General features: G+C 70.8%; 11 protein-coding genes. 8 read left to right on the top strand and 3 right to left on the bottom strand.

Features of this window, described 5'->3' with window-relative positions:
* Window positions 1–130: 130 nt before the first annotated feature.
* From N1028_RS08630 to imuA', 3 genes are all read right to left on the bottom strand, one after another.
* A complete protein-coding gene (locus tag N1028_RS08630; RefSeq protein ID WP_259526633.1) occupies window positions 131–3,616 on the bottom strand; it encodes an error-prone DNA polymerase in 3,486 nt (1,161 codons plus the stop codon).
* Window positions 3,617–3,751: 135 nt separating this feature from the next.
* Entirely contained in the window at window positions 3,752–5,362 is a 1,611-nt protein-coding gene (locus tag N1028_RS08625; RefSeq protein WP_259526631.1) for a DNA polymerase Y family protein, read from the bottom strand.
* Window positions 5,362–6,204 (bottom strand): DnaE2-dependent mutagenesis accessory factor ImuA', encoded by an 843-nt coding sequence (gene imuA' / locus N1028_RS08620; RefSeq protein ID WP_259526630.1) that lies wholly within the window; start codon window positions 6,202–6,204, stop codon window positions 5,362–5,364. The genes N1028_RS08625 and imuA' overlap by 1 nt, the downstream gene beginning before the upstream one ends.
* Before the next feature lie 49 nt (window positions 6,205–6,253).
* Here imuA' and N1028_RS08615 point away from each other — a divergent pair, with 49 nt between their 5' ends.
* The 8 genes from N1028_RS08615 to N1028_RS08580 all read left to right on the top strand — a co-directional run bounded on the left by N1028_RS08615 (window position 6,254) and on the right by N1028_RS08580 (window position 15,751).
* Entirely contained in the window at window positions 6,254–7,954 is a 1,701-nt protein-coding gene (locus N1028_RS08615; RefSeq protein WP_259526629.1) for a DUF885 domain-containing protein, read from the top strand.
* Window positions 7,951–8,613, top strand: a complete 663-nt coding sequence (locus N1028_RS08610; RefSeq protein WP_259526627.1) for a DUF4166 domain-containing protein — start codon at window positions 7,951–7,953, stop codon at window positions 8,611–8,613. Before N1028_RS08615 ends, N1028_RS08610 begins: the two co-directional genes overlap by 4 nt.
* Window positions 8,610–9,596, top strand: coding sequence for an epimerase (locus N1028_RS08605; protein WP_259526626.1), 987 nt, complete (start codon window positions 8,610–8,612; stop codon window positions 9,594–9,596). The genes N1028_RS08610 and N1028_RS08605 overlap by 4 nt, the downstream gene beginning before the upstream one ends.
* Before the next feature lie 37 nt (window positions 9,597–9,633).
* A complete protein-coding gene (locus N1028_RS08600; protein WP_259526624.1) occupies window positions 9,634–10,059 on the top strand; it encodes a DUF4166 domain-containing protein in 426 nt (141 codons plus the stop codon).
* 27 nt (window positions 10,060–10,086) lie between these two features.
* On the top strand, window positions 10,087–12,642 hold the full coding sequence (locus N1028_RS08595) for a helix-turn-helix transcriptional regulator (protein ID WP_259526621.1): 2,556 nt from the start codon (window positions 10,087–10,089) through the stop codon (window positions 12,640–12,642).
* A 137-nt stretch (window positions 12,643–12,779) separates the two neighbouring features.
* The gene (gene rpsA, locus N1028_RS08590; protein ID WP_259526619.1) at window positions 12,780–14,231 is read left to right on the top strand and encodes a 30S ribosomal protein S1; all 1,452 of its coding nucleotides are present in this window, start codon (window positions 12,780–12,782) and stop codon (window positions 14,229–14,231) included.
* Between the two features lie 87 nt (window positions 14,232–14,318).
* Window positions 14,319–14,990, top strand: a complete 672-nt coding sequence (gene coaE / locus N1028_RS08585; protein WP_259526618.1) for a dephospho-CoA kinase — start codon at window positions 14,319–14,321, stop codon at window positions 14,988–14,990.
* Window positions 14,987–15,751, top strand: a complete 765-nt coding sequence (locus tag N1028_RS08580) for a LamB/YcsF family protein (protein ID WP_259526614.1) — start codon at window positions 14,987–14,989, stop codon at window positions 15,749–15,751. The genes coaE and N1028_RS08580 overlap by 4 nt, the downstream gene beginning before the upstream one ends.
* Window positions 15,752–15,760: the final 9 nt, after the last annotated feature.

The raw sequence follows: 15,760 nt of genomic DNA, 5'->3' as shown, positions 1-15,760 counted from the left end.
CCTGCGGAGACGACGGGGATCGGGGCGGCCCGGTGGCGATCGACGGAGATCGGGAGGCTCGGTGGCAATCGACGGACGTACCGCTCGGTCTGGCACCGGGCTCCGTCGTTTCCCCGGTGGCGGCGGGCGCTCAGCGGAAGTCGCGCGAGTTGGTCTTGGCGCTCAGGGTGAGGGGCTCGAAGCGGTCGGCCACGAGGTTCGTGATGCCCTCCTTCGTGCGTTCGAGGAGCCCCCGCACGATGAGGGCGGGGGACTCCCGGGCCACCCTGCGGTAGCGGGTCCAGACCCCCACACCGCAGATCACGTTGAGGAGGCCCGTCTCGTCCTCGATGTTCATGAACGTGATGCCGCTCGCGGTGGCCGGGCGCTGACGGTGCGTGACCACGCCGCCCACCTCGATCCGGCGACCCGGTTCCGCGGTCGCGAGATCCGCCACCGAGAGGGCCCCGCGCTGCCGGAGCTGCGCGCGCACGTGCTGCAGGGGGTGGCCCTCGGGTGAGATGCCGGTGGCCCAGAGGTCGTAGACCACCTGCTCCTCGGCCGAGAGCATCGGCAGCAGAGGCGGCTGCACCGACACGAAGGTGCCGGGGAGGTACTCCGGCCGCTCCTGGGACGCGTTGCCCGCCTCCCACAGCGCCTCGCGCTTGGTGAGGCCGAGCGGTTCGAAGGCGCCGGCCGTGGCGAGCGCCTCCAGCTGCGGGGTGGTCAGACCCACCCGGCGGGAGAGATCGGCCATGCTGAGGTAGGGGCCGCGCTCCTCGCGCTCGGTCACGATGCGGGTGGCGAGAGTCTCGCCGATGGAGGTGACCTCCGCGAGCCCGAGCCGCACGGCGAGCCGGCCGTCGCGCCGGTGCTCGGCCGAGCGGTCGGGCTTCGACCGGTCGAACACATTCGGCACGGGCGGTGGCTCGAGCACGCAGCCGTCGAGTCCCGTCTCGTCGAGCGGCGAGCCCGTCGCGCCCAACGTGCCCGACGTGCCCGTCGCGCCCCGCGCGCCCGGCTCAACCGAAGCATCCGGAGCACCGTGCGCGAGCAGCAGGGGCTCGAGCCCGGCCTGCACGCCCGAGCGCTGGATGTCGGGCCGCCGCACCTCCACCCCGTGACGGCGGGCGTCGGCCGTGAGGGTCTGCGGCGAGTAGAAGCCCATGGGCTGCGCCCGCAGGAGCGCCGCGAGGAATGCGGCCGGGTAGTGCAGCTTGAACCACGAGCTCGCGTAGACCAGCAGCGCGAAGCTCGTGGAGTGGCTCTCGGCGAAGCCGAAGTTCGCGAACGCCTCGATCTTGCGGTAGATCAGATCGGCGTCGTCGCCCACGATCCCGTTGCCGGCCATGCCGCTGTAGAGCTTCTCCCGCAGCGACGAGATCTTCTCGAGCCCGCGCTTGGAGCCCATCGCCCGGCGCAGCAGATCCGCATCCTCAGCCGAGCAGTCGCCTACCGCCATCGCCATCTGCATGAGCTGCTCCTGGAACAGCGGCACCCCGAGCGTGCGCTCGAGCACGGGCTTGAGCTTGGGGTGCAGGTAGGTGACCTCCTCGAGGCCGAGCTTGCGCCTGATGTACGGATGCACGGCCCCGCCCTGGATGGGCCCGGGCCGGATGAGGGCGATCTCCACCACGAGGTCGTAGAACCGCCTCGGCTGCAGGCGCGGCAGGGTGCCCATCTGAGCCCGCGACTCCACCTGGAACACGCCGATCGAGTCGGCGCGGCAGAGCATGTCGTAGACACCCTCCTCCTCCTTGGGGATGTTCTCGAGCGACCACTCCGTGCCGGTCGACTCCTTCACGAGATCGATCGTGTACTGCAGCGCAGAGAGCATGCCGAGCCCCAGCAGGTCGAACTTCACGAGTCCCATCCAGGCGCAGTCGTCTTTGTCCCACTGCAGCACGGTGCGCTTCTCCATGCGCGCATTCTCGATGGGGCAGACCTCGCCCACGGGCCGGTCGGTCAGCACCATGCCGCCGGAGTGGATGCCGAGATGGCGGGGGAACTTCAGCACCTGCTCGGCGAGCTCGACCACCTCGGCGGGGATGTCGTGGTCGGCGCTCTCGACGACTCCGCCCCAGCGCTCCACCTGCTTCGACCAGGCATCCTGCTGCCCGGGGCTGTGACCGAGCGCCTTCGCCATGTCGCGCACCGCGAACTTGGGCCGGTAGGTGATGACGTTCGCCACCTGGGCCGCGTTCCGGCGCCCGTACTTCTCGTAGACGTACTGGATGATCTCCTCCCGCCGGTCCGAGTCGAAGTCGACGTCGATGTCGGGCTCCTCGTCGCGCATGCTCGAGAGGAAGCGCTCGAAGGGCAGCTGCCGGGCGATCGCGTCGACCGCGGTGATGCCGAGCAGGTAGCAGACCGCCGAGTTGGCGGCCGAGCCACGGCCCTGGCAGAGGATGCCCCTGCTCCTGGCCTCGCGCACGATGTCGTAGACGATGAGGAAGTAGCCCGGGAAGTCCTTCAGCTCGATCACCCCGAGCTCCTTGTCGATGCGGGCCAGGTCGTCCTCGCTCGCCCGCGGGTACTTCTCGGGGATGGCGCCCTGCACGAGCCGCCGGAGCCACGACATCGGCGTGTGCCCCTCCGGCACCTCCTGCCTCGGCAGGTTCGGCTTCGCCGTGCGCAGCCGGAACGAGAGGTCGTCGGCCACCTCGACCGTGCGCTCCACCGCTCCGGTGAAACGGCCGAAGCGGGTGGCCATCTCTGCACCGGAGCGCAGGTGCAGGTGCGGGGAGGCGGGGAGCCAGCCGTCGAGCTCGTCGAGGCTCCGCCGCGCGCGCACCGCAGCGAGGGCCTGGGCGAGCCGGTGCCGGCCGGGGGCCGCGTAGTGCACGTTGCCGGTGGCGATCGTGGCGAGCCCCTGCCTGCCGGCGATCGCGGCGAGAGCGTCGTTGCGGGTGCTGTCGCGTGGGTCGCCGCGGTCGGAGAGCTCGACGAGCACGTTCTCCCGGCCGAACAGGGCCACCAGGCGATCGATCTCGGCCGCAGCGCCGTCTTCCCCCGTGTCGTCGAGGGCCTGCCGCACCGGGCCCTTGCGGCAGCCCGTGAGCACGGCCCAGTGCCCGTCGGCGTGGCCCGCGAGCTCCTCGAGGTCGTAGAGAGGGCGGCCCTTCTCGGCGCCCGGGGCGAGCTGGGCGGAGGTGATCGCCCCCGCGAGCCGGTGGTAGCCTTCCTGCCGCCGCGCGAGCACGAGCAGGTGCGAGCCCTCCGGATCGGGGCTGCCGTTCTGCGGCCCGCTCAGATCGAGCGAGAGCTCGGCGCCGAACACCGTGGCGAGCTCGTGCTTCTCGGCGGCCTCGGCGAAGCGCACGATGCCGTAGAGGCCGTCGTGGTCGGTGAGGGCGAGGGCGTGCAGGCGCAGCCGGGTGGCCTCCTCGATCAGCTCCTCAGGAGAGGAGGCGCCGTCGAGGAAGCTGAAGTTCGAGTGCGCGTGCAGCTCGGCATAGGGCACGAGCGGACCGGCCTCCCTCTCGACCGGCGGGAGGAGCCCGGGGTCGTAGGGCAGCCGCTTCGTCGACCACGCCGGGCTGTCGCCGCCGTCGGCGGGCGGCGAGCCCGGTCTCCGCCGGTCCGACAGCGCGTTCTCGAGCTCCGACCACGGCACGGGCGGATTGTTGAACCCCATCAGCCCTGCCCCCACCCCGACTCACCGGATCCAGGTAGCGCCAACCGCTCCAAACCCGCACGTTTCGCGCAGTTAGCGCTACCCGGCGGGCGAAGTGGAAGAAATGCGCGGGGCGGGAGGGGCAGCGGGCGCCGCTCAGTCATAGCGGGCCTCCGCGCGCCAGCGGTGGTTCTCGAGGGCGAGCAGCCAGGCGCCGCCGCAGTCGTCGACCACCTGGAAGCGGTCGACCCGGCGGTGGGCCGTCGCATCCCACCAGCGCTCCTCGGTGGGCCACGGGCCCGCCCAGGCACTCAGCGGCCTGAGGTCGTGCAGCGCACCCGTCTCGGAGAACAGCGCCGGAGCCGCCGAGAGTTCGCCGCGCGCAGAGACCTCCACCGGCTCGCCCTCGGCCGTCGCGACCTGCACGACCCGCGGCTGCTCGAACACGGTGCTGGGCAGGGGAGGAGGCAGACTCCCCGGCCACGGTGCGCCGGCTCCGGATGCCTCCACGCGGTCTCCCCAGGGCGCGAACCGGATGCGCTCGCCCGGCGCCCTGCCCCCGCCGATCGTCGCCGTGAGCACGCCCTCGTGGCCCACCATGCTCTGCAGGCGGGCCATCCCGTGGTGCACGCGCTCCTCCGATCCGCTGCCCCACAGGCCCGTCTCGTGCTTCGCGCTCGCGTCGACCGCTTCGGCGATCACGCGCACCCGGCTGATGCCGGACTCGAGCGCCGTCTCGATCGCGTCGCCGCCCTGCAGCTGCCAGCGCACCCGGTCGACCACGTCGGAGGAGCTGAACCAGCGCGGATGCAGCCAGCTGCGCTCGCGCACCTGCCCGCGCTCGCTCGTGAGCTCCACCCGGATGCCCGTGCAGACGAGCCGCGACTCCGAGAGCCTCTGCACGAACAGGTCGGCCGCGGCGCGGATGCCGAAGGTCACCTGGTCGATGCGGTCGAGCGGCGGCTCGAACTCGCTCACGCTCTCGCGCACCTCGGGCGGGATGCGCGGCACGACGGGCTGGCCGTCGCGCCCCGAGGCCTTCAGGTGAGCCCTGGCACCGTCGTCGCCGAAGCGACTCTGCACGTCTTCGAGCGGCAGCCGGGCGAACTCGCCGAGCGAGTGGATGCCGAGCCGGCCGAGCAGGGGGATGAGCTCGTCGGCACCTTCGAGCCCCCCGAGGAACCCCACCGGCAGGGGAGCGAGGAAGTCTCCCGACCCCCCGGGCGGCACGATCCGCACGAGCTCCCGGCCCGGCAGGCGGGCCGCGTGGTCGGCGGCGAAGAGGCCGTCGGCGATGCCGATCCGCGCATCCGTCACCCCGATCTCGGCGAGCCGGGCGAGGAAGGCCACCGCAGCGCCCTCCTCGTCGCCGTAGAAGCGCGCCGGCCCCCTGGCCCGCAGGGCGCACGTGCCCGGCCGCACGACCTGCACGCCCGGGCTCAGCTCCTCGAGCGCCATGATCACCGGCTCGAAGGCGCGATTGACCACCGCGGTGTCGAGCTCGAACACCCGCAGCCGCGGCGAGCGCGCCTGGGCCTCGCGGATGCGCAGCCCCCGCCGCACGCCGTCGGCACGAGCGGCCGCCGAACAGGCGTAGACGAGGCCCTTCTCGATGACGGCCAGGAACTCGTCGGCCGCCAGCACCGCATCCTCGGCCACGCCCTCGGCCCTCGCCATGGCCACCACCGGCCAGTCGGGGCACCACACCACCATGCTCCGCACCGGCGTGCTGCGGCCGGCTGCGCCGGCTCGTCTCCCGCGCGCCATCAGCTCGCCACCTCGTGCAGGATGCGCGGGCGGGCACGCTCGAGGCCCGAGCCGCCGCCGAGCTGCCCAGTACCGAGCTGCCCAGTACCGAGCTGTCCAGAACCGAGCTGTCCAGAACCGAGCTGCCCAGCCCCGACCTGCCCGGCACCGACCTGCCCCTCCACGGGCCGGAACAGCTCGTCGCCGTCGGGCAACCACAGCCGTGCCCGCCGCGGCCGCCCCAGGCCGCCCCTGGCCGTGGCCGACACCACGGCCTGCCGCCCGGCGAGGTAGCCGTGCCCCGAGCCGATGCCCGTCCAGCGGCTCTCGGTGATGCGCAGCGTCGCCTCGCTCTGCGGCCACTCGCCGAGCACGATCAAGAGCGCCTCCCGCTGCCGGATGCGCGCCTGCAGCCGGGCGACCGCCGAGTCCGGCACGCGCTTGGGCGGCACCGTGACCACGACCCCCACCACGTCGGCCATCGCCGCCGTGACCGTGAGCCACTCGTCGCCCGGATGCGGCACGAGCGCGAGCCTGGCGAGGTCGATGCCGAAGCCCGCCGCCGCCTCGAGCCCGAAGTCGGGCATGCCCACCACGCCGCACCACACGCCGTCGGCGGAAGGCCCGGCCATGAGCGCCATCACGAGGGCCGTCGACCGCTCGACCGAGTAGGCCGACCCCGCCTTGAGCGTTCCGCCGGGCAGGAGCGACTCGAGGGCGGGATGCGTGCGCACGCTCCGGCTGTCGAGCTTCGTGGCCTGCATCTGCTGGATGCGGGAGCGCAGCGCCCGGATCTCGTCGCCCGCCGGAGCGGGAGAGGAGATCGAGAGCGCGGCATCCGTCATGCCCTCATATTCGAACATATGTTCGAAGAAGTCAATCGGGCCCCGGAGGGAGGAATAGGGTCGGAGGATGAGCAGTCCGAGCCTACGTCCGCCGACCGACAACCGCCCCCAGACCGACGTCGACCGGATCGCCGAGCGCTGGGTCGACACGCTCGTCGAGCTCGAGCCCGTGCTCGGCACCTACATCGGCCGCACCGAGGTCAACGACCGCTTCGGCGACCTCTCGCCCGCGGGTCACGAGCAGAAGATCGCGGCCACCCGTGCGGTGCTCGCCGAGCTCACCAGGGCCGTCCCCGCCGACGACGTCGACGTGGTCACGAAGACCGATCTGTCGAGCGAGCTCGAGCTGTCGCTTCAGAGCGCGGAGGCCGGGCTCGAGCGACGCGACCTGAACGTGATCGACTCGCCCAGCCAGCACATCCGCGAGGCCTTCGATCTCATGCCCACCGCCTCGACCGACGACTGGGAGACGATCGCCAAGCGCCTCCAAGCCGTCGAGGACGCCGTCGACGGCTACATCCTCACCCTCCGCAAGGGCCTCCGCGAGGGCGTCGTCCCCGCCCGCCGCCAGGTCGCCGAAGTGCTCCTGCAGAGCCGGGGCAACTCGGGCCCCGACAACTTCTTCGCCACCCTCGCCGCTCGGGCCGCCCCCGCCGAGGGGGAGCTGCCCGCGAGCCTCCGCGCCGATCTCGAGCGCAACGCCGGCACAGCGTCCGAGGCCTACTCCAAACTCGCCCAGTTCCTCGAGAACGAGCTCGCCCCCGCGGCCGGCGAGCAGGATGCCGTGGGGCGCGACGCCTACGCCTTGCACTCCCGCCGCTTCCTCGGCGCCACGATCGATCTCGACGAGACCTACGAGTGGGGCATCGAGGAGCTCGGCCGCATGGTGCGCGAGCAGGAGGCGATCGCCGAGGAGATCCTGCCCGGCGCCTCCGTGCACGAGGCCATCGCCTTCCTCGACCAGGACGAGAGCCGCAAGCTCCACGGCACCGACGCGCTCCAGGCCTGGATGCAGGCCACGAGCGACCGCGCGGTCGCCGAGCTCGGTGCCACCCACTTCGACATCCCGGAGGAGATCCGCACCCTCGAGTGCCTGATCGCGCCCACCCACGAGGGCGGCATCTACTACACCGGCCCCACCGACGACTTCTCCCGCCCCGGCCGGATGTGGTGGTCGGTGCCCGAGGGTGTCACCGAGTTCGACACCTGGCGCGAGCTCACCACCGTCTACCACGAGGGCGTGCCCGGCCATCACCTGCAGATCGGCCAGGCCGTGCACAACCGCGCGAAGCTCAACACCTGGCGCCGGCAGCTCGCCGGCACGAGCGGCCACGCCGAAGGGTGGGCGCTCTACGCCGAGCGGCTGATGGAGGAGCTCGGCTACCTCGACGACCCCGCCGACCGCCTCGGCATGCTCGACGGGCAGCGGATGCGCGCGGCCCGCGTGGTGCTCGACATCGGCGTGCATCTGCAGAAGCCCCGGCTCACGGGAGACGGCGCCTGGGACGCCGACTACGCCCTCGAGTTCATGCGGCAGAACGTGAACATGGACGACGCCTTCATCCGCTTCGAGGTCAACCGCTACCTCGGCTGGCCGGGCCAGGCCCCGTCGTACAAAGTGGGCCAGCGCATCTGGGAGGAGCTCCGCGACGCGTTCCGCGCCCGGGAAGGATCCGCGTTCTCGGCCAAGGAGTTCCACCGCCGCGCGCTCGACCTCGGCGGCGTGGGTCTCGACACCCTGCGCTCGACGCTGCTCGGCCCCGCGTGACACGCTCGCCCTATGAACTGACGGTGGGATCGGCGCTCGACGACCTGCACCCCGCGCTCCGGCGGTACTTCGCGGCCATCCCGGAGGGCAGCCGCGGCTACGGCAGCGGCGTGTTCGAGCTCGCCGGCACGCCGCGGCGCTGGCTCTGGCCGGTGCTGCGGCTGCTCGCCCGCGAGTCGATCCTCTTCCCCGCCTGGGAGCGATCCGTGCCCTTCACCGTCGTCAACGCACCGCTGACCGACCGCGACGGCCGCACCGCCGTCGTCGCCGTGCGGCGCTTCCACTTCTCCCGCGGCGCCGGCGAGATGGTGGATGCGATCACCGCCGACTCGGGAGGAGCCGACGGTCTCGTCGACCACCTCGGCAGGGGCCGCCGCTTCCGGGTGCGGCTCGCGGCGCGGGTCGTGCGGGGCGAGCTGCACCTGGTCTCGACGGAGTTCGCCGTGCGCCTCGGTCGTCGCCACATCGTGCTGCCGGCGGCGATCTCTCCCCGCGTGCTGCTCACCGAGCGCTTCGACGACCACGCCGACGGGGGAGCGCCGGGCAGCAGCGAGACGGCGGAGGGCGCCCAGCGCGTCTCCGTCGTCGTCGACGCCCCCGTGCTCGGCCGGCTCTACGAATACACCGGTTCCTTCCGCTATGAGGTGCGCCCCGAATGACTGCAGCAGCCCCCGTCCGTCGTGTCGTCATCGCCGGAGCATCCGGATTCATCGGCGCCCGGCTCGCCGAGGCCTTCCGGGAGGACGGTGCCGAGGTCGCGCTCATCGGCCGCAACGGGCCAGACGCCCGTTGGGGCGATGCCGCGGCGATCGGCGCCCTCGTCGACGGCGCCGACCTGCTCATCAACATGGCGGGCAAGAGCGTGAACTGCCGCTACACCCCCGCGAACCGCGCCGAGATCTTCCGCTCCCGGCTCGACACCACGCGGCAGCTGCACGCCGCGATCGCCGCCGCGGCACGTCCGCCCACCCTCTGGATCAACTCCTCGACGGCCACCATCTACCGGCACGCCGACGACCGGCCGATGACCGAGTCGACGGGCGAGATCGGCGAGGGCTTCTCGGTGAACGTGGCGACCAGCTGGGAGGAGGAGCTCTTCCGCGGGACCCTGCCCGGCACCCGCCGGGTCGCGCTCCGGATGGCCATCGTGCTGGGCGACGGCAGCGCGCTCGGGCCCATCCGCGCGCTCGCCCGCGCGGGTCTCGGCGGCCCCCAGTTCGACGGCCGCTGGCTCGCCACCCGGGCCAGGCGCGCAGCGGGCACCTTTCACGAGTACCGCCCGCGCACGAAGAACGGACGCCAGAGGTTCAGCTGGGTGCACCTCGACGACGTGGTGGGCATCATCCGCTTCCTCGACGCCCACCCCGAGCTCGAGGGCCCGATCAACGCCGCGGCCCCGCACCCCACCGACAACCGCATCTTCATGGCCTCGGTGCGCCGCGCGGTCGGAGCGCGCTTCGGCCTGCCCACCTGGCGCTGGATGCTCGAGGTCGGCTCGGCCGTGATCCGCACCGAGACCGAGCTCGTGCTGAAGAGCCGCTGGGTGCTCCCCGAGCGCCTCGAGTCCGCCGGCTACCGCTTCCTCCACCCCCACCACGAGGAGGCCCTCGCGCACATCGTGGGTGGAAGCAGTCGGACGTAGCAGTCTCGCTGTCCGACCCGAAACGCGTCGAGGCCTGGTGGACGACGATCGGACGCTCGGCGAGCAGGCCGGATGGCGACTGGCCGAGGCCGTGTCGAAGAGGGATGTGGTACCCGTCCTCGTGACCGCACCGCGGCATCCGCCCGAAGCCTGGCTCGGCGAGCTGCACCTCACCTCTACCGCGCTCGAGCTCCGCATCGGCCGGCTGCACGTCGCTCTGCCGGCCTCGCTCTGCCCGCGGGTCACGGTGGTCGAACGCTTCGACGACGCCGCGAACGCGGGGGAGGGTGCCCTCTACGAGTACACGGGCACCTTCCACTACGAGATCCGCCCCGCGAGACCCGGCGGGCGTCGGGCGTCCACCGTTCTGCGCCCTCCGTTCGGTGCCCACCGTTCTGGGTATGGCGAGGACGACGATCCACGAGCGAGAATGTTCCATCGGAATGGCGGGCGGGCGATCTGAGCGGACTCGCCGCGGGGGGAGGGGGCGATGGTGGTGACGATGGGAGAGATGTTCGACAGCGACTCCGAGCGCGGTGACCTTCTCGACGTGGCGCGGTCCCACGTCGGGAACGCTCGTGGCCTGCTCGTCGTCGGCGACCGCGGTGCAGGCCGAACCCACTTCCTCCAGTCACTGATCCGCCTCCTCGAACCGGCGGTGAGAGAACGGGTCTGGATCGGAGACGATGTGGATCGCCTCGACGCCGAGCGGTCATCGAAAGTGGCTGATGCCGTCCGCGCCGGACGCGTCGTACCGGTCATGGCGACCGCACCGGAACATGGTTCACCCATCGATCTGCTCGTGCGTGACGGCCTGGTGACTCAGCTCCGCCTGAGTCCGTTGAAGAGCGCGGAGGTTCTGCGTGTCGCCGAGAGCTTCCTCGGTGGTCCCCTCGATCCGAAGTCCGTGCCGGCGTTCGTCCCGTCCCGCCCAGGAGGGGACCTCGTCATCCTCCGTGAGGCTCTTGCAGCCGCACGGGGCGCAGGGGTTCTGGCCCACGGATCCGGTGGGTGGCGGCTGACATCGCACGTGCCGCCCGACGGCGACCTCCGCCGCTTGATCCTCGCAAGGCTCGGTGAAGGCCCTGAGGCGGCGCCGGCGGTCACGCTGCTCGATGTGATTGCTATGGCACCCGAACTCTCAGTGGAGCACCTCGAGATGATCGTGGGCAACCTCGTTCCGGGAGATCCGGCCTGGGAGGTGGAGAGGTTGGAAGCCCTCGGAGTGATCGAGGTCTTCGAGCGCTCCGGCATTCTCCGGCCTCGCCTCCGTGATCCCATCATCGAGCTCCTCCTTCCGCAGACCATGGGTCGTGTCCGGCGACGGCGCATGGGCACTGCGATCATCGAGGTGGTGAACGACCGCCCGACGCGCGAACTCGTGACCAGCGAAGCTCTTGCTCTTGTGCAGCACGCACTCCAGAACGGCCGCGGAGTCCATCCCCTGGCACTGAAACGTGCCGCGGAACTGGCAGTGAGATCAGCTCGCCCAGAACTGGCGTGGCAGCTCGCGACGCTCGCTGTGGCACAGGGATCGAACGAGGCCCAGTTGGTCATGGCCCTGGCGGAGTCACAACTCGGCCGGTCGGAACAGGCGCTGGCGAGGCTCGACGGACTGCTGATCGATCCCCTTCTCGAGCCCGATCGATTCCAGGCGCGGGACGACCTGCGAGGATTGGTCGCCTCTCGGCTCGCGGATCGGGCATCTGCGTGGAGTCTGGCGTCGATGCCGGCGGTGCCCGACGGCGAACTCGACCTCATCACGTCGATCCAGCTGAGCGCTCTTGCAGTCCAGCCGCCGCTCGACGGGCGGGGCGGCGGGGCGGCATCGACAGATGACCCGGTGGTTCTCGAGGGGGAGCGGCTCGCGCTGGAGGCATCGGTGGCGTCGCTCGACGGCAGGATGCAGGCGGCGAACGCGCTCCTCGACCAGGCGGAGGCGCTCCTGCGCGCCCACGGTGCCGACTCCTTCCGCGTTCGTTGGGGGAGGGTGTTCGCCGGGCTCTACGAGTGTCCTGTCGAGGTCTCCCGACTCAGAATGCAGAAACTGAGCGTGGAGGCGGCTGCGGCCGGTCGAGGTGGTGACCTCGGACTGTGCGAGTGGATGGACGGAGCGCTTCTCGCCGCCTGCGGCAAGGTCGATGAGGCGATCCCCGAACTGACGAGGGCCGTTGCTGCTCTCGAATCGAACGGCATCCATGAATCCGCTTATCTGGCACGGGTATCTCTGGCGATCGCGTTGGCAGCCCGTGGTTCGGTGGAATCGGCGCTGGATTGCCTTGAACCAGTTCTCCTGCTCTCGGAGAAGCAGCCCTTTCTCGAAGGATGGGCCTTGCACGGTCTGGCGTGCGTCCGTACGGCGGCCATGCAATCGGAGGAGGCGGAAGCGACGTTCTGCGAAGCCGCCGATGCCTATGAGAGTTCGGGATACCGACTCTGGAGCCTGCTCGCATTGCTCGACTCGGCCCGCGCCGGGCGCGCCGGCGTGACTCTCGCCCGCGTCGAGAGTCTGGGAGAGGTCGTCGAAGGCAGGTACGCGGAGACAGCCGTCCGCTTCGTGCGAGCGCTCGCCTCCAACCAGTCGGGTTCGTCGGACCCGGCGGAAATGGGCCGCACCGGCGAGGAATTCAATCGAATCGGAGACGACTACGCGACTCTCGGTATGCATTCGTACGCCGCTGAGGCGTACTCTGCAGCTTCCGCGTTGTTCCGCCGGTGCGGGCGCGAACGGCCGGCTGCAGCTGCGGCTCGTCTCACCGAGGAGCAGCTCGCGCTGTGCGGCCCGGTCCGGCCGGCGCTGGTGCGGGGGCACGAGAAGGTGCAGCTCTCCGATCGAGAAGCGGAGATCGCGCAGCTCGCATCGGAAGGCCACTCCAACCGTGAGGTGGCGGATCGGCTCGTGCTCTCGATCAGAACCGTCGAGACCCACCTGCTGCGGGTCTATCGAAAGCTCGGCATCCGCGGGCGCACGGGTCTGTCCGAAGCCCTCACCAGCTCGAGCCGGGTCGTTCCGACACCGATGCGAGTCGGCGACGGCGCGGAATAAGCGGTTGCTCCGCCCGGTTGGAGATAGCTAGACTAGAGCGTCACTTCTGTGACCATCTATCCGCCCGCCAGTCGCGGAACCACTATCGCATTACTCGCGACCGGCCCGAATCATGTCCATAACGGAGCAACCACTACATGACAATCGCAACGACCGAAAAGGCACCCAAGCAGGTCGCCATCAATGACATCGGATCTGCTGAAGACTTCCTCGCCGCGGTCGAAAAGACTCTGAAATTCTTCAACGACGGAGACCTCATCGAGGGTGTCGTCGTGAAGATCGACCGCGACGAGGTCCTCCTCGACGTCGGTTACAAGACGGAGGGCGTCATCCCTTCGCGAGAACTCTCCATCAAGCACGACGTCGACCCGAGCGAGGTCGTTCAGGTCGGTGACAGTGTCGAGGCGCTCGTCCTCCAGAAGGAAGACAAAGAAGGCCGCCTCATCCTCTCCAAGAAGCGCGCTCAGTACGAGCGTGCCTGGGGCGATGTCGAGAAGATCAAGGACGCCGACGGCGTGGTGACCGGTTCGGTCATCGAGGTCGTCAAGGGTGGCCTCATCGTCGACATCGGACTCCGCGGCTTCCTCCCGGCGTCGCTCATCGAGCTCCGCCGCGTGCGCGATCTCACCCCCTACCTGGGTCAGGAGATCGAGGCCAAGATCCTCGAGCTCGACAAGAACCGCAACAACGTGGTCCTGTCGCGCCGTGCACTGCTCGAGCAGACGCAGTCCGAGAGCCGCACCACCTTCCTCAACAACCTCCAGAAGGGGCAGGTCCGCAAGGGCGTCGTCTCGTCGATCGTCAACTTCGGTGCGTTCGTCGACCTGGGCGGCGTCGACGGTCTCGTCCACGTCTCCGAGCTCTCCTGGAAGCACATCGAGCACGCCTCCGAGGTCGTCGAGGTGGGCCAGGAGGTCACCGTCGAGATCCTCGAGGTCGACCTCGACCGCGAGCGCGTCTCCCTGTCGCTCAAGGCAACGCAGGAAGACCCGTGGCAGGTGTTCGCCCGTACCCACGCCATCGGCCAGGTCGCGCCCGGAAAGGTCACCAAGCTGGTGCCGTTCGGTGCGTTCGTCCGCGTCGCCGAGGGCATCGAGGGTCTGGTGCACATCTCCGAGCTCTCCGGCAAGCACGTCGAGCTCGCCGAGCAGGTCGTCTCCGTCGGCGACGAGGTCTTCGTCAAGGTCATCGACATCGACCTCGAGCGTCGCCGCATCAGCCTCTCGCTGAAGCAGGCGAACGAGGGCGTCGACCCCGAGGGCACCGAGTTCGACCCGGCTCTCTACGGCATGCTCACCGAGTACGACGACCAGGGGAACTACAAGTACCCCGAGGGCTTCGACCCGGAGACCAACGAGTGGAAAGAGGGCTTCGACACCCAGCGCGAGGCATGGGAGCAGCAGTACGCTGAGGCCCAGGCTCGCTGGGAGGCCCACAAGAAGCAGGTCGCCACGTCTGCGGCCGAGGCGCTCAACAGCGATGTCCCCTCCGCGGGCAACTCGTTCTCGAGCGAGTCGACCGGCGCCGGCACCCTCGCCGACGACGAGACCCTCGCAGCGCTCCGCGAGAAGCTCAGCTCCAACAGCTGATCTCGTTCCGAACATCCGGAAGGCCGTCCCGCAGGGGGCGGCCTTCCGGCCGTTAACCGGGTCGATCGCTCCCGCTAGGCTGGGCCCGTGTACGTGATCGGACTCACCGGAGGAATCGCCGCGGGCAAGTCGACGGTGACGAAGCGGCTCGGCGAGCTCGGCGCCGTGACCATCGACGCCGACCAGCTGGCGCGCGAGGCCGTCGCTCCCGGATCGCCGGGGCTCGCCGCCATCCGCTCCCGCTTCGGTGAGGGGGTCATCGGGCCGGACGGCGCCCTCGACCGCCCGGCGCTCGGCGCCATCGTGTTCGCCGACGAGTCGGCACGGCTCGATCTCAACGGCATCACGCACCCGGCCGTGATCGCGCTCTTCCAGGAGCGGCTGCGCGCCGCTGAGGCCGCCGACCCGTCGGCGATCGTCGTCTACGACATCCCGCTGCTGGCCGAGACCGGAGGGCGGCGCGGTGGCACGTTCGAGTTCGTGATCGTGGTCGAGGCGCCCGAGGAGCAGCGGATCCGCCGGCTCGTGGAGCTGCGGGGGATGGACCGGTCCGAGGCCGAGCGACGCATCGCCTCCCAGTCCGGCGACGCGGAACGGCGAGCACTCGCCGACGTCGTCATCGACTCCGGTGGGAGTCTCGAGCACACGCTCGAGCAGATCGATGCGGCGTGGGAGGTCGTGCGTCGGCGGGCAGCGGCGAAGCACGGTGGAGAGGCTCCGGATGCTCCCACCCCCACCTCGGGACCGCCCGCGCCATGACCTCCATCGACCTCAACGCCGACCTCGGCGAGTCCTACGGCGCCTGGCGGCTCGGCGACGACCGCGCCCTGCTCGATGTGGTCACGAGCGCCAACCTCGCCTGCGGCTTCCATGCCGGCGACCCCACGACCCTGCTCGAGACCGCACGCCTGGCCACCTCCCGTCGCGTGGCCCTCGGCGCCCAGGTCTCCTACCCCGACCTCCGCGGCTTCGGCCGCCGCGACCTCGACCTGCCCGCCGCCGACCTGATGGCCGACGTCATCTACCAGATCGGCGCCCTGCGGGGGATCGCAGCCGCCGCCGGCACCCACGTGCTCTACCTCAAGCCGCACGGCGCCCTCTACAACCGCGTGGTGCACGACGAGGTGCAGGCCGCCGCGGTCGTCGACGCGGTGATCGCGGTCGACCCGACCCTCGCGATCGTCGGCCTGCCCGACTCCGAGATCGGCCGTCTGGCCGAGGCCGAGGGGATCCGCTTCGTGCCCGAGGCCTTCGCCGATCGCGCCTACCGGCCGGACGGCACACTCGTGCCCCGCTCCGAGCCCGGTGCCGTGCTGCACGACCCCGCCGAGATCGCCGAGCGGATGCTGCGTCTGGCCACCGAAGGCATCCTCACCGCCATCGACGGCACCGACATCGCCCTCTCGGCCGAGACGGTCTGCGTGCACGGCGACGCTCCCGGTGCGGTGGCCGTCGCCCGAGCGGTCCGGGCGGCGCTCGAGGGCGCCGGCCTCACGATCGCGGCGTTCACGGCCCGATGAGACTGCGCC

The sequence above is a fragment of the Herbiconiux oxytropis genome (assembly GCF_024979315.1).
Taxonomy (GTDB): Bacteria; Actinomycetota; Actinomycetes; order Actinomycetales; family Microbacteriaceae; genus Herbiconiux; species Herbiconiux oxytropis.
Note: the sequence above shows the minus strand (reverse complement) of the source record. Positions and strands in the feature narration are given on the sequence as shown.

What these genes read in the sequence shown, in the direction of transcription:
- N1028_RS08630 (WP_259526633.1), bottom strand. Translation starts at nt 3,616, where the DNA reads ATGGGGTTCAACAATCCGCCCGTGCCGTGGTCGGAGCTCGAGAACGCG.
- N1028_RS08625 (WP_259526631.1), bottom strand. Translation starts at nt 5,362, where the DNA reads ATGGCGCGCGGGAGACGAGCCGGCGCAGCCGGCCGCAGCACGCCGGTG.
- imuA' (WP_259526630.1), bottom strand. Translation starts at nt 6,204, where the DNA reads ATGTTCGAATATGAGGGCATGACGGATGCCGCGCTCTCGATCTCCTCT.
- N1028_RS08615 (WP_259526629.1), top strand. Translation starts at nt 6,254, where the DNA reads ATGAGCAGTCCGAGCCTACGTCCGCCGACCGACAACCGCCCCCAGACC.
- N1028_RS08605 (WP_259526626.1), top strand. Translation starts at nt 8,610, where the DNA reads ATGACTGCAGCAGCCCCCGTCCGTCGTGTCGTCATCGCCGGAGCATCC.
- N1028_RS08595 (WP_259526621.1), top strand. Translation starts at nt 10,087, where the DNA reads ATGGTGGTGACGATGGGAGAGATGTTCGACAGCGACTCCGAGCGCGGT.
- rpsA (WP_259526619.1), top strand. Translation starts at nt 12,780, where the DNA reads ATGACAATCGCAACGACCGAAAAGGCACCCAAGCAGGTCGCCATCAAT.
- N1028_RS08580 (WP_259526614.1), top strand. Translation starts at nt 14,987, where the DNA reads ATGACCTCCATCGACCTCAACGCCGACCTCGGCGAGTCCTACGGCGCC.